The sequence below is a fragment of the Vibrio sp. genome (assembly GCF_038138445.1).
GTDB lineage: Bacteria > Pseudomonadota > Gammaproteobacteria > Enterobacterales > Vibrionaceae > Vibrio.
On record NZ_JAYQDQ010000017.1, the window covers coordinates 41,010 to 55,928 of the forward strand.

Genomic DNA, 14,919 nt, shown 5'->3' on the forward strand with positions numbered 1-14,919 from the left:
TACAGGTAAGCTTTTAACTCAATGTTAGAAATACTCTTCTTGCTTTTACCAATAGCCGCAGCATACGGCTGGTATATGGGTAATCGTAGTGCCCAGCAAGACAAGCAGAAACACTCTAATCAGATTTCTCGTCAATATGTGACGGGTTTGAATCTGCTTTTGTCTGATCAATCTGACAAGGCAGTGGACCACTTTATCGAATTACTTCAGGTCGACAACGAAACGATTGATACCCATTTGGCTCTTGGTAACTTGTTCCGTTCAAGAGGCGAGGTTGATCGAGCAATACGAATTCACCAAAATCTAATCTCACGCTCTGGCTTAACGATCGAGCAAAAAAACATAGCCCTTCAGCAGCTTGCCAAAGATTATATGGCATCAGGTTTTCTCGACCGCGCAGAGAAAATTTTCGAACAATTAGTTGATGAACCAGACCATAAAGAGGCGGCTTTGCAACAGTTGGTTGCAATTTATCAGCAAACAAGGGAATGGTCGAAAGCGATTCAATATGCGTCTCAACTGGTTAAGTTAGGCCGTAAGCGGATGCGAAGCAGCATTGCCCACTTTTGGTGTGAACTCGCCATGCAAGAGCAAGCAGAAGGTGACGGTAATCGCGCTATTTTGCACTTTAAAAGGGCCCTATCTGAAGATCCTAAGTGTGTTCGGGCGAGTATTGCACTAGGCAAGTTGTACTTGGAAAATGAAGACTATACCAAAACCATCAAGTACATGGAGATGGTCCTTGAACAAGACACCGACTTTGTAAGTGAAGTTTTGCCCACACTTGCAGAGTGTTACCATCACCTTGGTCAAGAAGAAGAATTATTGGACTTTTTGCGTCAGTGTATAGCAGCAAAAGCGGGAGTATCTGCTGAGCTGATGCTTGCTCAGATGGTCGCTCAACATGAAAGTTCAGGTTCAGCACAGGAGCTTCTTACGCGCCAATTAGTTAAGAATCCTACCATGAAGGGTTTTTATCGTTTGATGGATTATCATCTAACCGAAGCCGAAGAGGGACGGGCTAAGGCCAGTCTGCAAACTTTACAAAGGTTGGTGGGCGAACAATTAAAGATTAAACCTCATTACCGATGCCGTAAATGCGGATTTTCAACGCACTCTATGTATTGGCATTGCCCTTCTTGCAAAGGGTGGGGGACGATTAAACCAATCCGAGGATTGGATGGAGAATGATTCTAATGCAGCTGACAGGTAATTCTGTCAGCTGCATTTTTTTAGCAACAAGAAAAACTAGGTAGGAGATGAAATGATCGACCAAAAAGTAATTGTCGCACTGGATTATGACAACCAAGCAGATGCGCTTGAGTTTATAGATAGAATTGATCCTGCGTCATGTCGCCTCAAAGTTGGTAAGGAGATGTTTACGCTCTTTGGTCCTGATTTTGTCAAGCAGTTGCATCAAAGAGGCTTTTCGGTTTTCTTAGACCTTAAGTTTCATGATATACCGAACACTTGTTCTAAAGCAGTGCGTGCTGCTGCGGAACTTGGAGTGTGGATGGTGAATGTGCATGCGAGTGGTGGCGAGCGCATGATGCAGGCTTCAAGAGATATTCTCGAACCATACGGGAAGGAACGTCCACTGCTAATAGGGGTCACTGTGTTAACTAGTATGGAGCAAAATGACTTATTGGGTATTGGTGTTAATGTCGCCCCACAAGAACATGTTGTTCGCCTGGCTACTCTTGCGAAAAATTCAGGTTTAGACGGTGTAGTGTGTTCTGCACAAGAATCTCGTATGCTCAAAAATACATTGGGTCAGTCGTTTAAACTAGTAACGCCTGGTATTCGTCCTATAGGTTCAGATGTTGGCGATCAGAAGCGCATTATGACGCCAGTTGAAGCCATAGAGGCGGGGTCTGATTATTTGGTTATTGGTCGCCCTATAACCCAGTCTCAGCACCCCGCAGACGTTCTGGCAGAGATTAATCGAACGCTTGGATATTAAGCTTCTTGCTTATCCTACTAACGGCGCACCACTGTGAAATTTAAAGTCATTATCGGGGCTGGAAATTAAATCAGCCTCTAATTGACCAAAATATGCGATCCTTTGCGAGATATCTTCTCCTGCTATGTCCTCTGCTAAAGCTAGATAGTCTTGGTAATGACGAGCTTCTGAACGCAGTAATGAGATGTAAAACTTTGCAATGTCCTCTTCCATATGTGGGGCGAGTTTGGCAAAGCGTTCACAAGAACGAGCTTCAATGTAGGCACCAATGATTAGCTTATCGGTTAACGCTTGGGGTTCATGAGTTGCCATATGAGAAAGTAGCCCTTTAGCGTAGCGGCTCGCTTGGACTGGCTCATAAGTAATATTGCGCTGCTCCATAATTTCAAGTACTTGGTAAAAGTGGTGCAGCTCTTCTTTGATTAGCATGACCATTTTATCTATCAGATCTTGGCTATAGGGTGAAGTTGACTTTGCAATGATAGCTTTAGAAATACTGCTTTTACCTTTGAGCGTTTCTAGGTTGCCAATTTTTCGGTAGGCAAAGTCTTCATAAGGCTTAAACCAATCTAGTAAGTTTTGGGTACTTTGTTTGTCTACGGCATACCTTCGAATCAGATACATAGCTGATTGCCCAGCCTTTAGCTCACGCAAATCATGGGAATATTGAAACTATCGAAAAACAGACAGAAAACTTACCAGAATGAACTTTTATCAAACTAAATTCTTTAATTAAAACAGTGTGATATGGATTTTCTGGAAAAGTCAAATTTTGGCAAAAAAGCAATATGCACGACTTGGCCTTTAGAGAGTTACCGTGCATATTGCTACCTATATTGTTGCTTTTTTATGCTACGCAGCCAGTTTTGGTGCGCCAGAATGGAAGCGAAATTCTGAATCGTCAGAGGTAATTAATTCAGCTTCAACATTAGCGAAGTGTTCAATACGCTCTGAAATATCCTCACCTGCAATTTGCTCTGCGAGTTCCAAGTAGTCTTGGTAGTGTCGTGCTTCTGAGCGTAGCAATGAGATGTAGAATTTTTGAATTGGCTCATCAAGGAATGGTGCGAGTTTAGCAAATCGTTCACAAGAGCGAGCTTCAATGAACGCACCAATAATCAGCTTATCGATAAGCGCTGCTGGCTCAAAAGTACGGATATGCTTAATCATTCCCTTAGCGTAACGACTTGCTGTAATAGGGCGGTATTCTAAGCCTTGCTCTTCAATGATCTCCAACACTTGATAGAAGTGATGTAGCTCTTCTCTAATCAGTAGAACCATTTTATCAATCATATCCTGTCCGTAGGCACAGCCATCTTTGGGCTTGATTGATTTAGAAATATTGCTTTTACCTTTTAGCGTTTCAAGGCTGCCAATACCTTTGTAAGCAAAGTGCTCATATGGCTCAACCAATTGAGTAATTTGCTCTTTACCTTCATCGGTTAATACATAGCGCTTAAGAAGGAAAACGGCACTCTGCGAAGCTTTCAACTCGCATAGTAAATGATCCCGCAAAATCACGGAAAGGTTCTCTGGCTTACGAGCTTCTTCAATCCAAGAGTCAGGAGTTGAGCATTTTAGGAAGTTATTTATAGGAGCTAACAATTCTTGATACATCTTTGTCTTAGGCTGTCATTATTTTAGCGAGATTTTAGCATGTTACGGTTGTTTTTTGATCCTGATATTTGCTGAGTGATGGAGTGTACTGTAAATTGAACAAAATCATTAAGGATATGGAAATGGATGCATTTATAACTTGGATCGAAGCGAAAGCTGATGTGCTATTTTCTGGGCTGGGCGTTTATGTAATTGAGCTTTTGATTACAGGTCTTGGCCTACTATTAGCTTTTCTATTTTTTAGGAAAAAGTCTTCTACAAATCAAGTAACCATAAGCAATGTCAGCGCTGGGGGAGATGTTGTGGGCAGAGATAAAAAAGGGAAATAGGTGTCAGTATTAAACTCCAATAGGGCATCGTTAGATAATGTTCATGCAGAACGAAATGTTGCAGGGCGTGATCTATACGACCAATCAACAACTCACAATAATGTGACAAATAACTACGCTGCTCCAGTTATGTATAGGCAAGACTATAGATTAAGAGAGCTTGTAGATGAACATGAACAAGAAATTCAGAATGACCCGAACTACAAGGAATTTTCTGAGAAGTTAAATGACTTCTTACAGCGGAAGGTTGAAGGAAAGTTACGTGACTTAGAAGAAAAGCTAGTTGATGGAGGTCGTGAGTTTGTTGTTGGGTACGCTCTAGAGGTGAAGGAGAGTGTTTCTAAAAAGATAATGAAGTACTCACACTACAAGTCTGCTCAAGAATTATACACCTATATGCTTGCTAATATTCGAAGTACTTTTTTGCATGAGATCTCGCCAAGAATTAAGTCTGGTGATTTTAAGATGTACGATATAAATGACTTCGTTGAGGATAAGATTATCCAGCCAATGCTGATAAGTGTAGCAGGTTGTAGCCTTCAAATTGACAAGGATGAGCTATACGGACTACTGTATATAATTACAGGTAATTAATATATAGAGTGGGATTAACAAGTGATCATTTATCATCCAAGAAACGACCTATATCACTGCATGTTTAGGTTTATACATATTGCTAGTCTTCAAGACCTTGAGGAATTTGACTGGCTAAGATTACGGATATACGACTTGTTTTACCTTTTCCCTCATCTAGTTAGTGAGATTCAATTTCCGAGGGTGAAAGGTAAGGCTGCACTGATTAAAGACTTTAGCAAGCTTCCTTCGCCTTATGAGAGCTTACCTGATAAGAAAAGACTATTTTCTGAAATGGGCGATTATCACATCCAAGCACTTCAGATCTTGAAAGCTAAAGGTGTATTTAAAGAGGTTGGTGGAAAGCTAAGACTTGATGAGTCCTTTCACTCTCAGCAGGTACACAAATTAATTGAAAACAATTCAAATGGTTCTGAACAACTGTTTTGTCGGCTCTTCCAAGTCCTCAATGGTATCGAGTTGGTTGGAGACAAAGGACTTAAACAAAGAACAGGCTTAATGGAATTTAGATATGACGCAGTTTAACCCTTTCCTAATGGTCAAAAGGCTAGTTATTACTAAAGGTAATAGCATCGCATATGATGAAACATTTTCAGTAGGCGTGAATATCATACGAGGAATGAATAGTTCAGGTAAATCAACTATTTCTGATTTTTTGTTCTATGGACTAGGTGGAGATGTAACTAAGCTAAAAGAAGAAGCTAAAACATGTAGCTTTATTTTTGTGGAGGTTGGATTAAGCGGAAAGACCTTTACGTTAAAAAGAGTTATAGCTGAAGGTGGTCGCAAAGGAATGGACATCTTTAGTGGTGATTATGAGTCAGCGTCTGTTGCTCCAGTTACGGAGTGGAGCCGACATCCGTATAGTGCAGACACTAAAGAAAGTTTTTACCAAGTATTATTTAAAGAACTTGGTATGCCATATTCGAAATCAGAAGATAAAAATAGCATAACAATGCATCAGTTGCTGCGTATGCTGTATGTCGATCAAATGACTTCTCCTGACCGATTGTTTAAGTTTGACAAGTTTGATTCACCTAATAAAAGACAAGCAATAGGCGAATTGCTAATTGGACTGTCTGATTTTGATCTCTATGAGAAAAGGGTGAGACTCCAGAGATTGAATCTCGCTCTGGACAGCCGAGTGAAAGAAATTAAAACAATTCATAGTTTCCTCGGGGCATCAATCAGGTCGGTGGAGGAAATCGATGAAGAGATCGCAGAAAAACGAAAGAGCATTGATGTCATAGAAGCACAGATTGAGGCTATGTCTGCCGATAGTGGTGGTGAGGATAGTAAAGAAGATGATTTATTGAAAAAGCTACTTTCTGACATACAGATTGCTAGAGAGCAATATGTTGAAAATCAGCAAAGTATAGCTAAAACATCATTTGAAATTAATGACTCCAGACAGTTTATAGATTCTTTAACTCGAAGAGTTCAAGCTCTGAAGGAAACTCAAGATACAATCAGTGCTCTATCTGATATTGGATTTAATCATTGTCCTGCATGTCAAACTCAAGTGGTTCAGAAACTATCTGGTTGTTCGCTTTGTGGTACAGAAAGTACTGAATCACAAAGCGATATTGATCCTACGTTTAAAGTTCGCAAAGAGATTGAGTTTCAAATTGCAGAGTCAACGATTTTGATTGAAAGAAAGCAAAGAAGACTTGAAGAGCAACAAGTTAGTTTGAATCAGCTTGAAACTAAATTGGGTGAACTTCAGAGAGATCTTGACGTGATTCGAAAACCTCAAAGAGTTGTGAATGTTCAGTTGCGTCAAAAGCTTAGCGAAATCGGTGCTCTTCGAAATGAAATAAAAGCTCTTAATGGCAGTAAGCAAAAGTTTTCTAAGTTGTATGGCTTTTATGATGAAAGAAACTCTTTACAAAATGAAGTTAACAACTTGAATGATGATATCACTAGACTTCGCAAACGAATGGAAGGAGAGCTAAGAACTAAAAAATCGAAGCTTTCTGGTGCGACTCTTGAAATCTTACAAGCCGATACAGGTCATGAAGAGATTTTTGTCGATGGACGAAATGTAGAGTTTGATTTTGCTGAAGATAGAGTGACTATCGATGAAAGAGCATTGTTTTCTGCTAGTTCAATGGTTTATCTAAAAAATGCTTTTAGGTTGGCAATGCTTAAGTGTTCTTGTGAGGACCCAAGTTATCTATATCCTCGATTTTTATTAATGGACAATATCGAGGATAAAGGAATGGAAGAAGACCGAAGCCAGCTATTTCAACGAGAGATAGTTAAATTGTCTGAAAGCTTAACAGTTGATCATCAGATTATCTTTACAACATCGATGATTGATCAGGAGTTGAATACAAGTGACTATTGTGTTGGAGATTATTACCATAAAGACAATAAAACGCTAAAAGTTTGATTTCAGTAAAGCTCCATCTAAAAACAGCCTAAGTTTTACTTAGGCTGTTTTTGTATATCTTTGAGCGGCTTGCACACCTATGCCTTTAGCTCGCACATTAGGTGATCGATTAGTATGGTATTTAGGTTCTTAGGTCTTTTGGCTTCATCTATCCACGACTCAGGTGTAGGGCACTTAAGAAACCCATATATAGGTTCCAGTAAATCATTGTAGCTATTTAAATCGGTCATCGCTTTTTCAAAAATAAAAAAGGCCGCTTAAGCGGCCTTCGGCAAACTAAGTTTGGCAATTATATTACCATTTTTTCTTTTCTCCAAAGAGCTCATCCATGTCGCTTTTGCGGTCGTCTTCCATCTGGTGGAGGTCTTCAGCGCTTTTAGACTGGCGTTTTTGCTCTAGGTCGTCGTGCATTTGTTGAAGCTTTTCACGGGCTTGATTGGAGTAATTGTCATTCTTTGTGCTGAGCGCATCTAACCCCTTTTTCACCAATTGAAGGGCCGTGCCTGGTTGGCCACGCACAATCGCATCATTAGCGCGTTTAAGAACGTTTTCAATATTAATACGGACCTGAATTGTTTCTAAGCGGCCATTTTCAGCGACATAGGCTTGTGTGTCAAAGCGCCCTTTATTGTGCTCACTACGAATCGTATCTCGCAAACGCTTGACCAGCTTTAACATCACGATGGCTTGTTTATCGCTGCTCGGTGTTTTAAAAGCAGTACTTTCTCCACCGCTTTTGTCATTTTTCAGCTGGGTGATTTGCTGTTTAACGTGAACAAGTCTCTGCTCAAGTTGTTTATTCTTGGGGTCTAGCTCGTACATGCTTTGGACCGAATCTAGTATTCGGGTATTGAGACAAACCAATAAGTCTTTGCTGTACGGCAAGTGATTTGCGTGACCGATGAGCTCTTCTGTCGCGTCTATGATAGCTAAGTATCTCACGCTTTCTTGCTTTTTGGCCGATTCAACTTTGACCTTGTACTGGAGCATGATGTTATAGCCAAGTACTAAGACCAATAAGATGGCGACTAAAGCTATGATTAACCCAATATTCATAAATTCCGTATCTTTTGTTGGCTAGCATTTAAGGATACACGATTCTTATGAACCACTGCATCTATTTTATATTAATACGTTTCTTAGGCTAATTATTAACGAAAACTCTGATCTATGGGTAATTTTTGAGTTATTGATTGCAAAAAAATTCGTCCAATTCAGAAATTGCTCATTAGAAGCCATCCAAATGCCTCCTTGGGCTATCAATTTATATCAAGAGGCGTTATAACTAAATATTATAATCTATGTTTGTCCATCGTGGGGCATTGGGTAAGGGATTACAGGAATAAAAATGAAGTTACAGCAACTGAAGTACATTGTTGAAGTCGTTAACCACAATCTGAATGTATCGGCAACTGCAGAAAGCTTATACACTTCGCAGCCAGGTATCAGTAAGCAGGTACGCCTGCTAGAAGACGAATTGGGGATTCAGATTTTTGAACGTAGTGGTAAGCACTTAACTCAAGTTACTTCGGCTGGTGAAGATATCATACGTATTTCACAAGAAATCCTTGCTCGTGTAGAAAGTATCAAGGCGGTCGCTGGTGAACATACCCATCCTGAGATGGGAACGTTAAACATTTCGACGACTCATACCCAAGCGCGTTATGCACTGCCGGATGTTATCAAGGGATTTACCGCTCGTTATCCCAAAGTGTCTTTGCATATGCATCAAGGAACGCCTTCGCAAATGTCCGAAGCTATTGCCAAGGGCACTGCGAACTTTGCGATTGCAACAGAAGCACTCCACTTGTATCAAGATGCAATTATGCTGCCTTGCTACCATTGGAACCGATCTATAGTGGTACCCAAAGATCATTTGTTAGCGCAAAAGTCGAAGATAACTATTGAGGATTTGGCTTCTTACCCGCTTGTTACCTATGTGTTTGGATTTACTGGCCGCTCTGAATTAGACACAGCTTTTAACAAGGTCGGACTGACTCCTAAGGTTGTGTTTACTGCTACGGATGCAGATGTTATTAAAACCTATGTTCGTATGGGGATTGGAGTTGGAGTGATTGCCAGTATGGCTATGGATAATGACCAAGATGAAGACTTAGTGGCTATCGATGCCAGTCACTTGTTTGGTGCAAGCACCACCAGCATAGGGTTTAGAAGGGGAACTTTCCTTCGTACTTATATGTACGACTTCATGGAGCGCTTTGCGCCTCATCTGACGCGTCCTGTTGTAGAGCAAGCTTTATCTCTAAAATCTAATTCTGAGATTGAAGAGATGTTTCAAGGTATACAATTACCGATTCGATAATTTGGAAGCTTCTTTCTTCCTGTTAGTCCTCTCGATGGTTTAAGGTGAGTTGGTAAAGTATGCACGCAAGGTTTTTACAACTAGATTCATTTCTTACCACTCACCAAGAGTTTTGGCGGTTTGAACCATTTTTAGTCAGTTGCTATGGGGTATCTCTATGGCATGAAAAACATTCTAAACTTTCATGTTTTCTTGACGATTTAACCAATGCGCAAGTAGAAGAGCTTAAATCTGATCCACAGCAATTAAATCAATGCTTGAGTGACTTTATCCCCAAGCTGGAATCCACACATAAACTGAATCAAATAGAGAGGCTTCATCTTGACGGTCTGAGACTCGATCCTTCGGTGAAAAGTGGAGTCCCTGGCAGAAAGTTAGAACAGATAACATCGCTAGGAGAAGCTGCATTAAAATGTCACTATGGAAGTGAATGGCTAGAGTGGTGTTCAGGAAAGGGTTTTTTAGGCAGAGTTCTTGCTGGTTATAGTGGTCAGCCTGTGACGAGCTTTGAGTATCAAAAAAATCTTTGTGAATTAGGTCAAAGAGAAGCGGATAACCTCAAGTTGCCGATGACCTTTGTTCAAGGTGATGCTTTATCCAATGAGGCTCAATCTATATTAACTCAGAACCAACATGCTGTTGCGCTACATGCTTGTGGGGATTTGCATGTTTCTTTGATTGAAAAAGCGGTTGCTGTAGGTTTGCCAGCACTGACCTTGTCACCTTGTTGTTACCATCTTACTCAAGATGAAAATTATCAAGCCTTGTCTTCATATGGGCAGTCATCTGAGCTAAAACTCTCGCGATCTGAGTTACGGATTCCATTGCAGGAGACTGTAACAGGGGGGAAAAGAGTTAAAAGGCATCGCTTTCTGGAAATGAGTTACCGATTGGGGTTGGACTTGATATTAAGAGAGATCTTGGGCCATAAAGACTATGTACCGATTCCCAGTATTAAGAAATCCATGTTATCGGAGGGATTCGCTGCTTTTTGCCAATGGGCGGCTGAGTTAAAACAACTTCCCCTACCAAAACATATAGCCTATGATGATTTTTATGCTCGAGGAGTTAAGCGCTACTGGCAGATGGAGCGTTTGAACTTGGTTCAACAGCCTTTTCGTCGCAGTTTAGAATTGTGGCTGGTGCATGATAAAGCGCTTTATCTTAGAGAGCGTGGCTACCAAGTCTCACTTGCGACTTTTTGCTCTGAGGAAGTGAGTCCTAGAAATATTTTTATTCATGCCGTGAAACCATAATTTCCCTGTACACGACACCTCTTGCTCACAATGTTAACAGGCTTATATTCTTGGGTGTCGCAGCCCGTGGACTCATCATGTTGCAGCATTTTTTATAGTGAGCGGATGACTGCAGGAGCCAAGCCCTATTTGCTGAAGTAGATCCAGCCCATGCCTAAAAAGGCTTTTAGCTAAGCAACCGTGCTTTTTCACTTTGATTCCGTCGCCTTGTTCGCTGCGCCATTCTCCCGTTTTGTAAGCCCAACAATAGTTCAACGCCAATATTGCGACCACCTTGCTCACCCTCGCGGGTTCCGTCAGACTCGCCCTTTCAGGCATTCAAATAAGGTTCCCATCTCCCAAAGCTTCGCGTAAATCATGATACTGTCAGGCCAAGGGGCACTCGTGGCGATTATGAGTAATTCGCCATCATCCAAACGTGCTCCTGCCAAATAAACCGACTCGTCCCATAATTTGTGTGCCCCTGATAGAGTCTGCTCTTCTCCCGGTTTCAGGTAATAGAAGAGTCCATCGACATCGAGTCCTCGACTATTTGTGGTGATAGTGTTTTTCTTGATGCGGATGTTAAAGGGAATGTTGTGCTCTCTAAGCCAGCGAAACCAATCACCACCAACAAACTCACGATCCGCAAGTAATATATCAATACGTCCTGTGCCAAATATCCTGATAAACCGAGAAACTAAGCCAATACGCTCTTTTTCGTTAGAGTTCCCTTTCTTTTCAAGGAGTGTCCAACATACAGAGATAGCTCGCTTCTTGTAACAAATACCAAGCATCAGAATGTTTATATTGGCTCGTCCGTACTGCTAGTTGGTTCTGTCCATCGTCAGGGTCCAATGAGCTGATTCACTGAAAAAGAGCCGGACAATGAACTGTGCGAGACCGTCAAATCGAAATGTATGATCAGTCTTATGTTTGAGACTAAGTAGCAATTTTTAATAAGAAACGAAAAGTTTAACCAGTGGCGCGTGTACTAAAACTATAATTTGCTAGTTAACAGTGCTTAATGGTGGACCTTATGATGTACCGTATTTCCATAAGTCTTGTTCTCCTTTTCTGTGTTGGCTTACAGGCGAAGCCTCTTACATTTGCAACGGGTGATTGGCGACCATACATATTTGAAAAGAACGACACGTTGGATGTTAACCACCCCGGTTTTAGTATCGAGATTGTTGATAGAGTGTTTGCAAAATTGGGATACCAAATAACCTATAAAACACCGCCATTTAGCAGACAATTAGTTGATACTGAACGTGGTGTATATGCTGCTTTAGTCGGGTTGATCGTTAGTGATGCACCTGATTTTATTTACCCAACAGAAAGCGTCGGTCAAATAAATAATTGTTTCTATACACGGAATGGCAACGAGTGGAAGTTCAATGGGATACCTTCTTTGGATGCGGTAAATTTAGGAGTAATCAATAGTTATTCATACGGTGTAATTGATGATTATGTTGGGCAGAATCGTACTGGTAATGTAATCGCTATTTCAGGTAGTGAAGAAAATATGCTTGAGCGCCTTTTTAGTATGCTGGAAGCTGGACGAATTGATGTCGTTATAGATGATAGTTCTGTTGTAACCCACTATTTGAAAAGTGCTAGTCTAACTGATCAATTTCAAGTCGTAGGGTGTTTAGGAGCAGTGCCTGCAATGATAGGTTTTTCTCCAGCACTACCTGAGTCAAAGGAGCTAGCCCAGAAATTCAGCCTAGGGGTACAGGAACTGCGTCATTCAGGAGAGCTTCAAGAGATTCTCAATAAATACGGTATAGTTGATTGGAAGAGCAGCAATGAGTGAAATTTGAGTTTCTATATGCTTTATACGAAAGCAATATTTGTGAGAAACTCAACACTCCAAACCTTAATTACGATTTCCATATCGGCTTTTGGCTAAGCGACCGTGCTTTGTCACTTTGATTCCGTCGCCTTGTTCGCTGCGCCATTCATCCGTTTTGTAAGCCCAACAATAGTTCAACGCCAATATTGCGATCACCTTGCTCACCCTCGCGGGTTCCGTCAGACTCGCCCTTTCAGGCATTCAAATAAGGTTTCTATCTCCCAAGGCTTCGCGTAAATCATGATACTGTCAGGTCAAGGGGCACTCGTGGCGATTATGAGCAATTCGCCATCATCCAAACGTGCTCCTGCCAAATATACCGACTCGTCCCATAATTTACTGTTACTGAAATTAATTGCTGCAATTGCTATCTCAATCTTTTAGTTTTTCTAACTTATTGCCAATAATGAATGGTGTGTATAACTCGCTATGAGTTGTAGCGCATGCCAAGTTGGCAATGCTTAGATCAAGGAGCAGAGATGAAAGCAGCAAAGGTTATATGTAGTGTATTAGTGCTAGGCGCAACACTAATCCTTCCCATAAACAGTATGGCAAAGACAGCAAAAGTCGCTGTCTCTCAAATCGTTGAACACCCAGCATTAGATTCAGCACGTCAGGGCTTGTTAGATGGTCTTAAAGCAAAAGGTTACATACAAGGAAAAAACCTAGACTTTGACTATAAAACCGCCCAGGGCAACCCAGCGATAGCAGTGCAAATCGCACGTCAGTATGTAGGGGAAAAGCCGGATGTATTAGTGGGGATTGCAACACCGACGGCTCAGGCTTTGGTTGCTGCGACTCGCACTATCCCAGTCGTTTTCACTGCAGTTACGGATCCTGTTGGCGCTAAATTGGTCAAAAGTATGATTCAGCTAGGAAAAAATGTAACGGGACTTTCTGACCTTTCTCCTGTGAATCAGCAGCTGAGAAATCAGATATTCTCTATGCACCAACGGATAATACGGTCGCTAGTGCGATTGAAGGTATGTTGGTTGCAGCAAATCAGGCCAATACACCAGTATTTGGTGGTGCGACTTCCTATGTGGATAAAGGCGCTATTGCGAGTATAGGATTTGATTACTATCAGATTGGTATTCAAACAGCAGAGTATGTTGCTGCGATATTGGAAGGCTCCGAACCCGGAGTACTGGATGTGAAAGTCGCTAATGGTTCAGATTTGGTTGTGAATACCGCCGCGTCAAAACGGTTGGGTATTAGCATCCCTGATTCTGTCATCGAGCGTGCAACTCAAGTTAAACAATAAAAATAGCGATACCCTTTGTTAGCGATTAACTCCAAAAGGAGTGAAGATGTCAGCGTTTGCATTTTTCGGAGCTCTTGAAATTGGCCTACTGTACGGTCTAGTTGCACTTGGTGTATTTATTACTTTTCGGGTACTCGACTTCCCTGATCTGAGTGTGGATGGTAGTTTCCCTATGGGAGCCGCTGTGGCTGCCACAGCAATTTTGGCTGGCTTAAATCCATGGTTAGCGACAGGAATGGCTATCATGGCAGGGGCTGCAACAGGTTGGGTGACAGCTTTTCTGGCTGTCAGATGCGGCATATTGCACCTTCTCGCCTCCATCCTAACCATGATTGCAGCCTTCTCGATTAACATTCGCATTATGGGTAGACCCAACATAGCACTTCTTGGTGAAGAGACTATCCTTACGTCTTTTGAAAATCTTGCTGCCCCTATGCTAATCAGACCACTTATTGTTGGTGCGCTGGTGCTTTTGTCCGCACTTTTTACTATTCGTCTCCTTAGCAGTGATTTTGGTTTAGGTTTGCGTGCAACCGGAGTGAATGCTCGCATGCTCTCAGCTCAAGGGGGCAGCACCTCATTTTATATTTACTTTGGTCTCGCGCTATCTAACGGTTTTGTCGGTTTTGCAGGTGCTTTGTTTGCGCAGACCAATAGCTTTGCTGATGTAACCTCTGGTGTAGGGACCATAGTTGTGGGTCTCGCCGCTGTGATCCTAGGTCAAACACTTATGCCCGGGCGCAGTATATGGGTGTCTGTCATCGCTGTGATTCTTGGCTCAGTATTGTATCGTCTTGCTGTCGCTTTTGCGCTTAGTTCAGGGTTATTTGGCCTTCAAGCTTCTGATCTCAACCTTGTGACTGCTGTGCTGGTGGCGATAGCCTTAATTGCTCCCAAACTCAAAGCGAATATTCGTGCGAAAAAATTGGACTCTATGTCCAAGTAACAAAAGGCTAAAGTAGCCTTGAGGATCTGGAGGCGGTGTATGATAGAGCTAAATAATATCAACGTCATATTTAACCGTGGAACTATATTAGAAAACCCCGCGATTAAGGGGGTGTCACTTTTGGTTGAAAAGGGCCAATTTCTAACAGTGATTGGCTCTAATGGGGCGGGGAAATCGACTTTACTTGGCGCTGTGACTGGTGAGACACCAATTATCCAAGGAAATGTTGTCCTTAATGGTTTAGATGTGACTAAACAAGAGGTTCATCAAAGAGCAAGGCAGTGCGCGAGAGTATTTCAAGATCCTTTAGCGGGGACTTGTGCTGAGTTATCGATTGAAGAAAAGTAAGCTGGCGGTAAACCCCATCTAATCATTTCCTTTTAAATTCGGTATTG

At 41.6% G+C, this 14,919-nt stretch carries 14 protein-coding genes and 4 pseudogenes; 12 read left to right on the forward strand and 6 right to left on the reverse strand.

All coding sequences use genetic code 11. The features are described from left to right. Positions 1 to 21: 21 nt before the first annotated feature. Together lapB and pyrF are read left to right on the forward strand one after the other, a co-directional pair. The gene (gene lapB, locus AAFM34_RS07130; protein WP_341661348.1) at positions 22 to 1,191 is read left to right on the forward strand and encodes a lipopolysaccharide assembly protein LapB; all 1,170 of its coding nucleotides are present in this window, start codon (positions 22 to 24) and stop codon (positions 1,189 to 1,191) included. Positions 1,192 to 1,264: 73 nt separating this feature from the next. Next, the gene (gene pyrF, locus AAFM34_RS07135) at positions 1,265 to 1,963 is read left to right on the forward strand and encodes an orotidine-5'-phosphate decarboxylase (RefSeq protein WP_341661350.1); all 699 of its coding nucleotides are present in this window, start codon (positions 1,265 to 1,267) and stop codon (positions 1,961 to 1,963) included. 9 nt (positions 1,964 to 1,972) lie between these two features. Here the strand turns inward: pyrF and miaE (AAFM34_RS07140) are convergent. Both miaE (AAFM34_RS07140) and miaE (AAFM34_RS07145) read right to left on the reverse strand, forming a co-directional pair. Continuing rightward, positions 1,973 to 2,623, reverse strand: a pseudogene (gene miaE / locus AAFM34_RS07140) (tRNA isopentenyl-2-thiomethyl-A-37 hydroxylase MiaE); the annotation flags it as partial. Positions 2,624 to 2,815: 192 nt separating this feature from the next. Next, a complete protein-coding gene (gene miaE / locus AAFM34_RS07145; protein ID WP_341661352.1) occupies positions 2,816 to 3,580 on the reverse strand; it encodes a tRNA isopentenyl-2-thiomethyl-A-37 hydroxylase MiaE in 765 nt (254 codons plus the stop codon). Between the two features lie 122 nt (positions 3,581 to 3,702). Between miaE (AAFM34_RS07145) and AAFM34_RS07150 the strand changes: the two genes are divergently transcribed. From AAFM34_RS07150 to AAFM34_RS07165, 4 genes are read left to right on the forward strand one after another with little or no spacing between them, the layout of a single operon-like run. Next, the gene (locus AAFM34_RS07150) at positions 3,703 to 3,909 is read left to right on the forward strand and encodes a hypothetical protein (RefSeq protein WP_341661354.1); all 207 of its coding nucleotides are present in this window, start codon (positions 3,703 to 3,705) and stop codon (positions 3,907 to 3,909) included. Then, the gene (locus AAFM34_RS07155) at positions 3,910 to 4,503 is read left to right on the forward strand and encodes an ABC-three component system protein (RefSeq protein ID WP_341661356.1); all 594 of its coding nucleotides are present in this window, start codon (positions 3,910 to 3,912) and stop codon (positions 4,501 to 4,503) included. It begins immediately after the preceding gene. Positions 4,504 to 4,524: 21 nt separating this feature from the next. Beyond that, a complete protein-coding gene (locus AAFM34_RS07160; protein ID WP_022590086.1) occupies positions 4,525 to 5,028 on the forward strand; it encodes an ABC-three component system middle component 5 in 504 nt (167 codons plus the stop codon). A 10-nt stretch (positions 5,029 to 5,038) separates the two neighbouring features. Beyond that, the gene (locus AAFM34_RS07165; protein ID WP_341661379.1) at positions 5,039 to 6,898 is read left to right on the forward strand and encodes an AAA family ATPase; all 1,860 of its coding nucleotides are present in this window, start codon (positions 5,039 to 5,041) and stop codon (positions 6,896 to 6,898) included. A gap of 80 nt (positions 6,899 to 6,978) precedes the next feature. Here AAFM34_RS07165 and miaE (AAFM34_RS07170) read toward each other — a convergent pair. Both miaE (AAFM34_RS07170) and AAFM34_RS07175 read right to left on the reverse strand, forming a co-directional pair. Further along, positions 6,979 to 7,128 (reverse strand): annotated as a pseudogene (gene miaE, locus AAFM34_RS07170) (tRNA isopentenyl-2-thiomethyl-A-37 hydroxylase MiaE); the annotation flags it as partial. Positions 7,129 to 7,192: 64 nt separating this feature from the next. After that, positions 7,193 to 7,954, reverse strand: a complete 762-nt coding sequence (locus AAFM34_RS07175) for a DNA repair protein (RefSeq protein WP_341661360.1) — start codon at positions 7,952 to 7,954, stop codon at positions 7,193 to 7,195. A gap of 292 nt (positions 7,955 to 8,246) precedes the next feature. Here AAFM34_RS07175 and cysB point away from each other — a divergent pair, with 292 nt between their 5' ends. Continuing rightward, positions 8,247 to 9,221, forward strand: a complete 975-nt coding sequence (gene cysB / locus AAFM34_RS07180; RefSeq protein WP_341661362.1) for an HTH-type transcriptional regulator CysB — start codon at positions 8,247 to 8,249, stop codon at positions 9,219 to 9,221. A 59-nt stretch (positions 9,222 to 9,280) separates the two neighbouring features. Continuing rightward, positions 9,281 to 10,477 (forward strand): methyltransferase, encoded by a 1,197-nt coding sequence (locus AAFM34_RS07185; protein ID WP_341661364.1) that lies wholly within the window; start codon positions 9,281 to 9,283, stop codon positions 10,475 to 10,477. A 296-nt stretch (positions 10,478 to 10,773) separates the two neighbouring features. On the opposite strand, the gene AAFM34_RS07190 is transcribed toward AAFM34_RS07185, so the two are convergent. After that, positions 10,774 to 11,253: a transposase gene (locus AAFM34_RS07190; RefSeq protein WP_341661366.1), complete on the reverse strand. Its 480-nt coding sequence runs from the start codon at positions 11,251 to 11,253 to the stop codon at positions 10,774 to 10,776. 242 nt (positions 11,254 to 11,495) lie between these two features. Here AAFM34_RS07190 and AAFM34_RS07195 point away from each other — a divergent pair, with 242 nt between their 5' ends. Then, the gene (locus AAFM34_RS07195; protein WP_341661368.1) at positions 11,496 to 12,275 is read left to right on the forward strand and encodes a transporter substrate-binding domain-containing protein; all 780 of its coding nucleotides are present in this window, start codon (positions 11,496 to 11,498) and stop codon (positions 12,273 to 12,275) included. 63 nt (positions 12,276 to 12,338) lie between these two features. Here AAFM34_RS07195 and AAFM34_RS07200 read toward each other — a convergent pair whose 3' ends face one another. Then, positions 12,339 to 12,470 (reverse strand): hypothetical protein, encoded by a 132-nt coding sequence (locus AAFM34_RS07200; protein ID WP_341661370.1) that lies wholly within the window; start codon positions 12,468 to 12,470, stop codon positions 12,339 to 12,341. Between the two features lie 323 nt (positions 12,471 to 12,793). Between AAFM34_RS07200 and AAFM34_RS07205 the strand changes: the two are divergent. The 3 genes and pseudogenes from AAFM34_RS07205 to AAFM34_RS07215 all read left to right on the forward strand — a co-directional run. Continuing rightward, a pseudogene (locus AAFM34_RS07205) lies at positions 12,794 to 13,578 on the forward strand (ABC transporter substrate binding protein). Positions 13,579 to 13,624: 46 nt separating this feature from the next. Further along, entirely contained in the window at positions 13,625 to 14,524 is a 900-nt protein-coding gene (locus AAFM34_RS07210) for an ABC transporter permease (protein ID WP_341661373.1), read from the forward strand. Positions 14,525 to 14,563: 39 nt separating this feature from the next. After that, a pseudogene (locus AAFM34_RS07215) lies at positions 14,564 to 14,866 on the forward strand (ATP-binding cassette domain-containing protein); the annotation flags it as partial. Positions 14,867 to 14,919 lie beyond the last annotated feature (53 nt).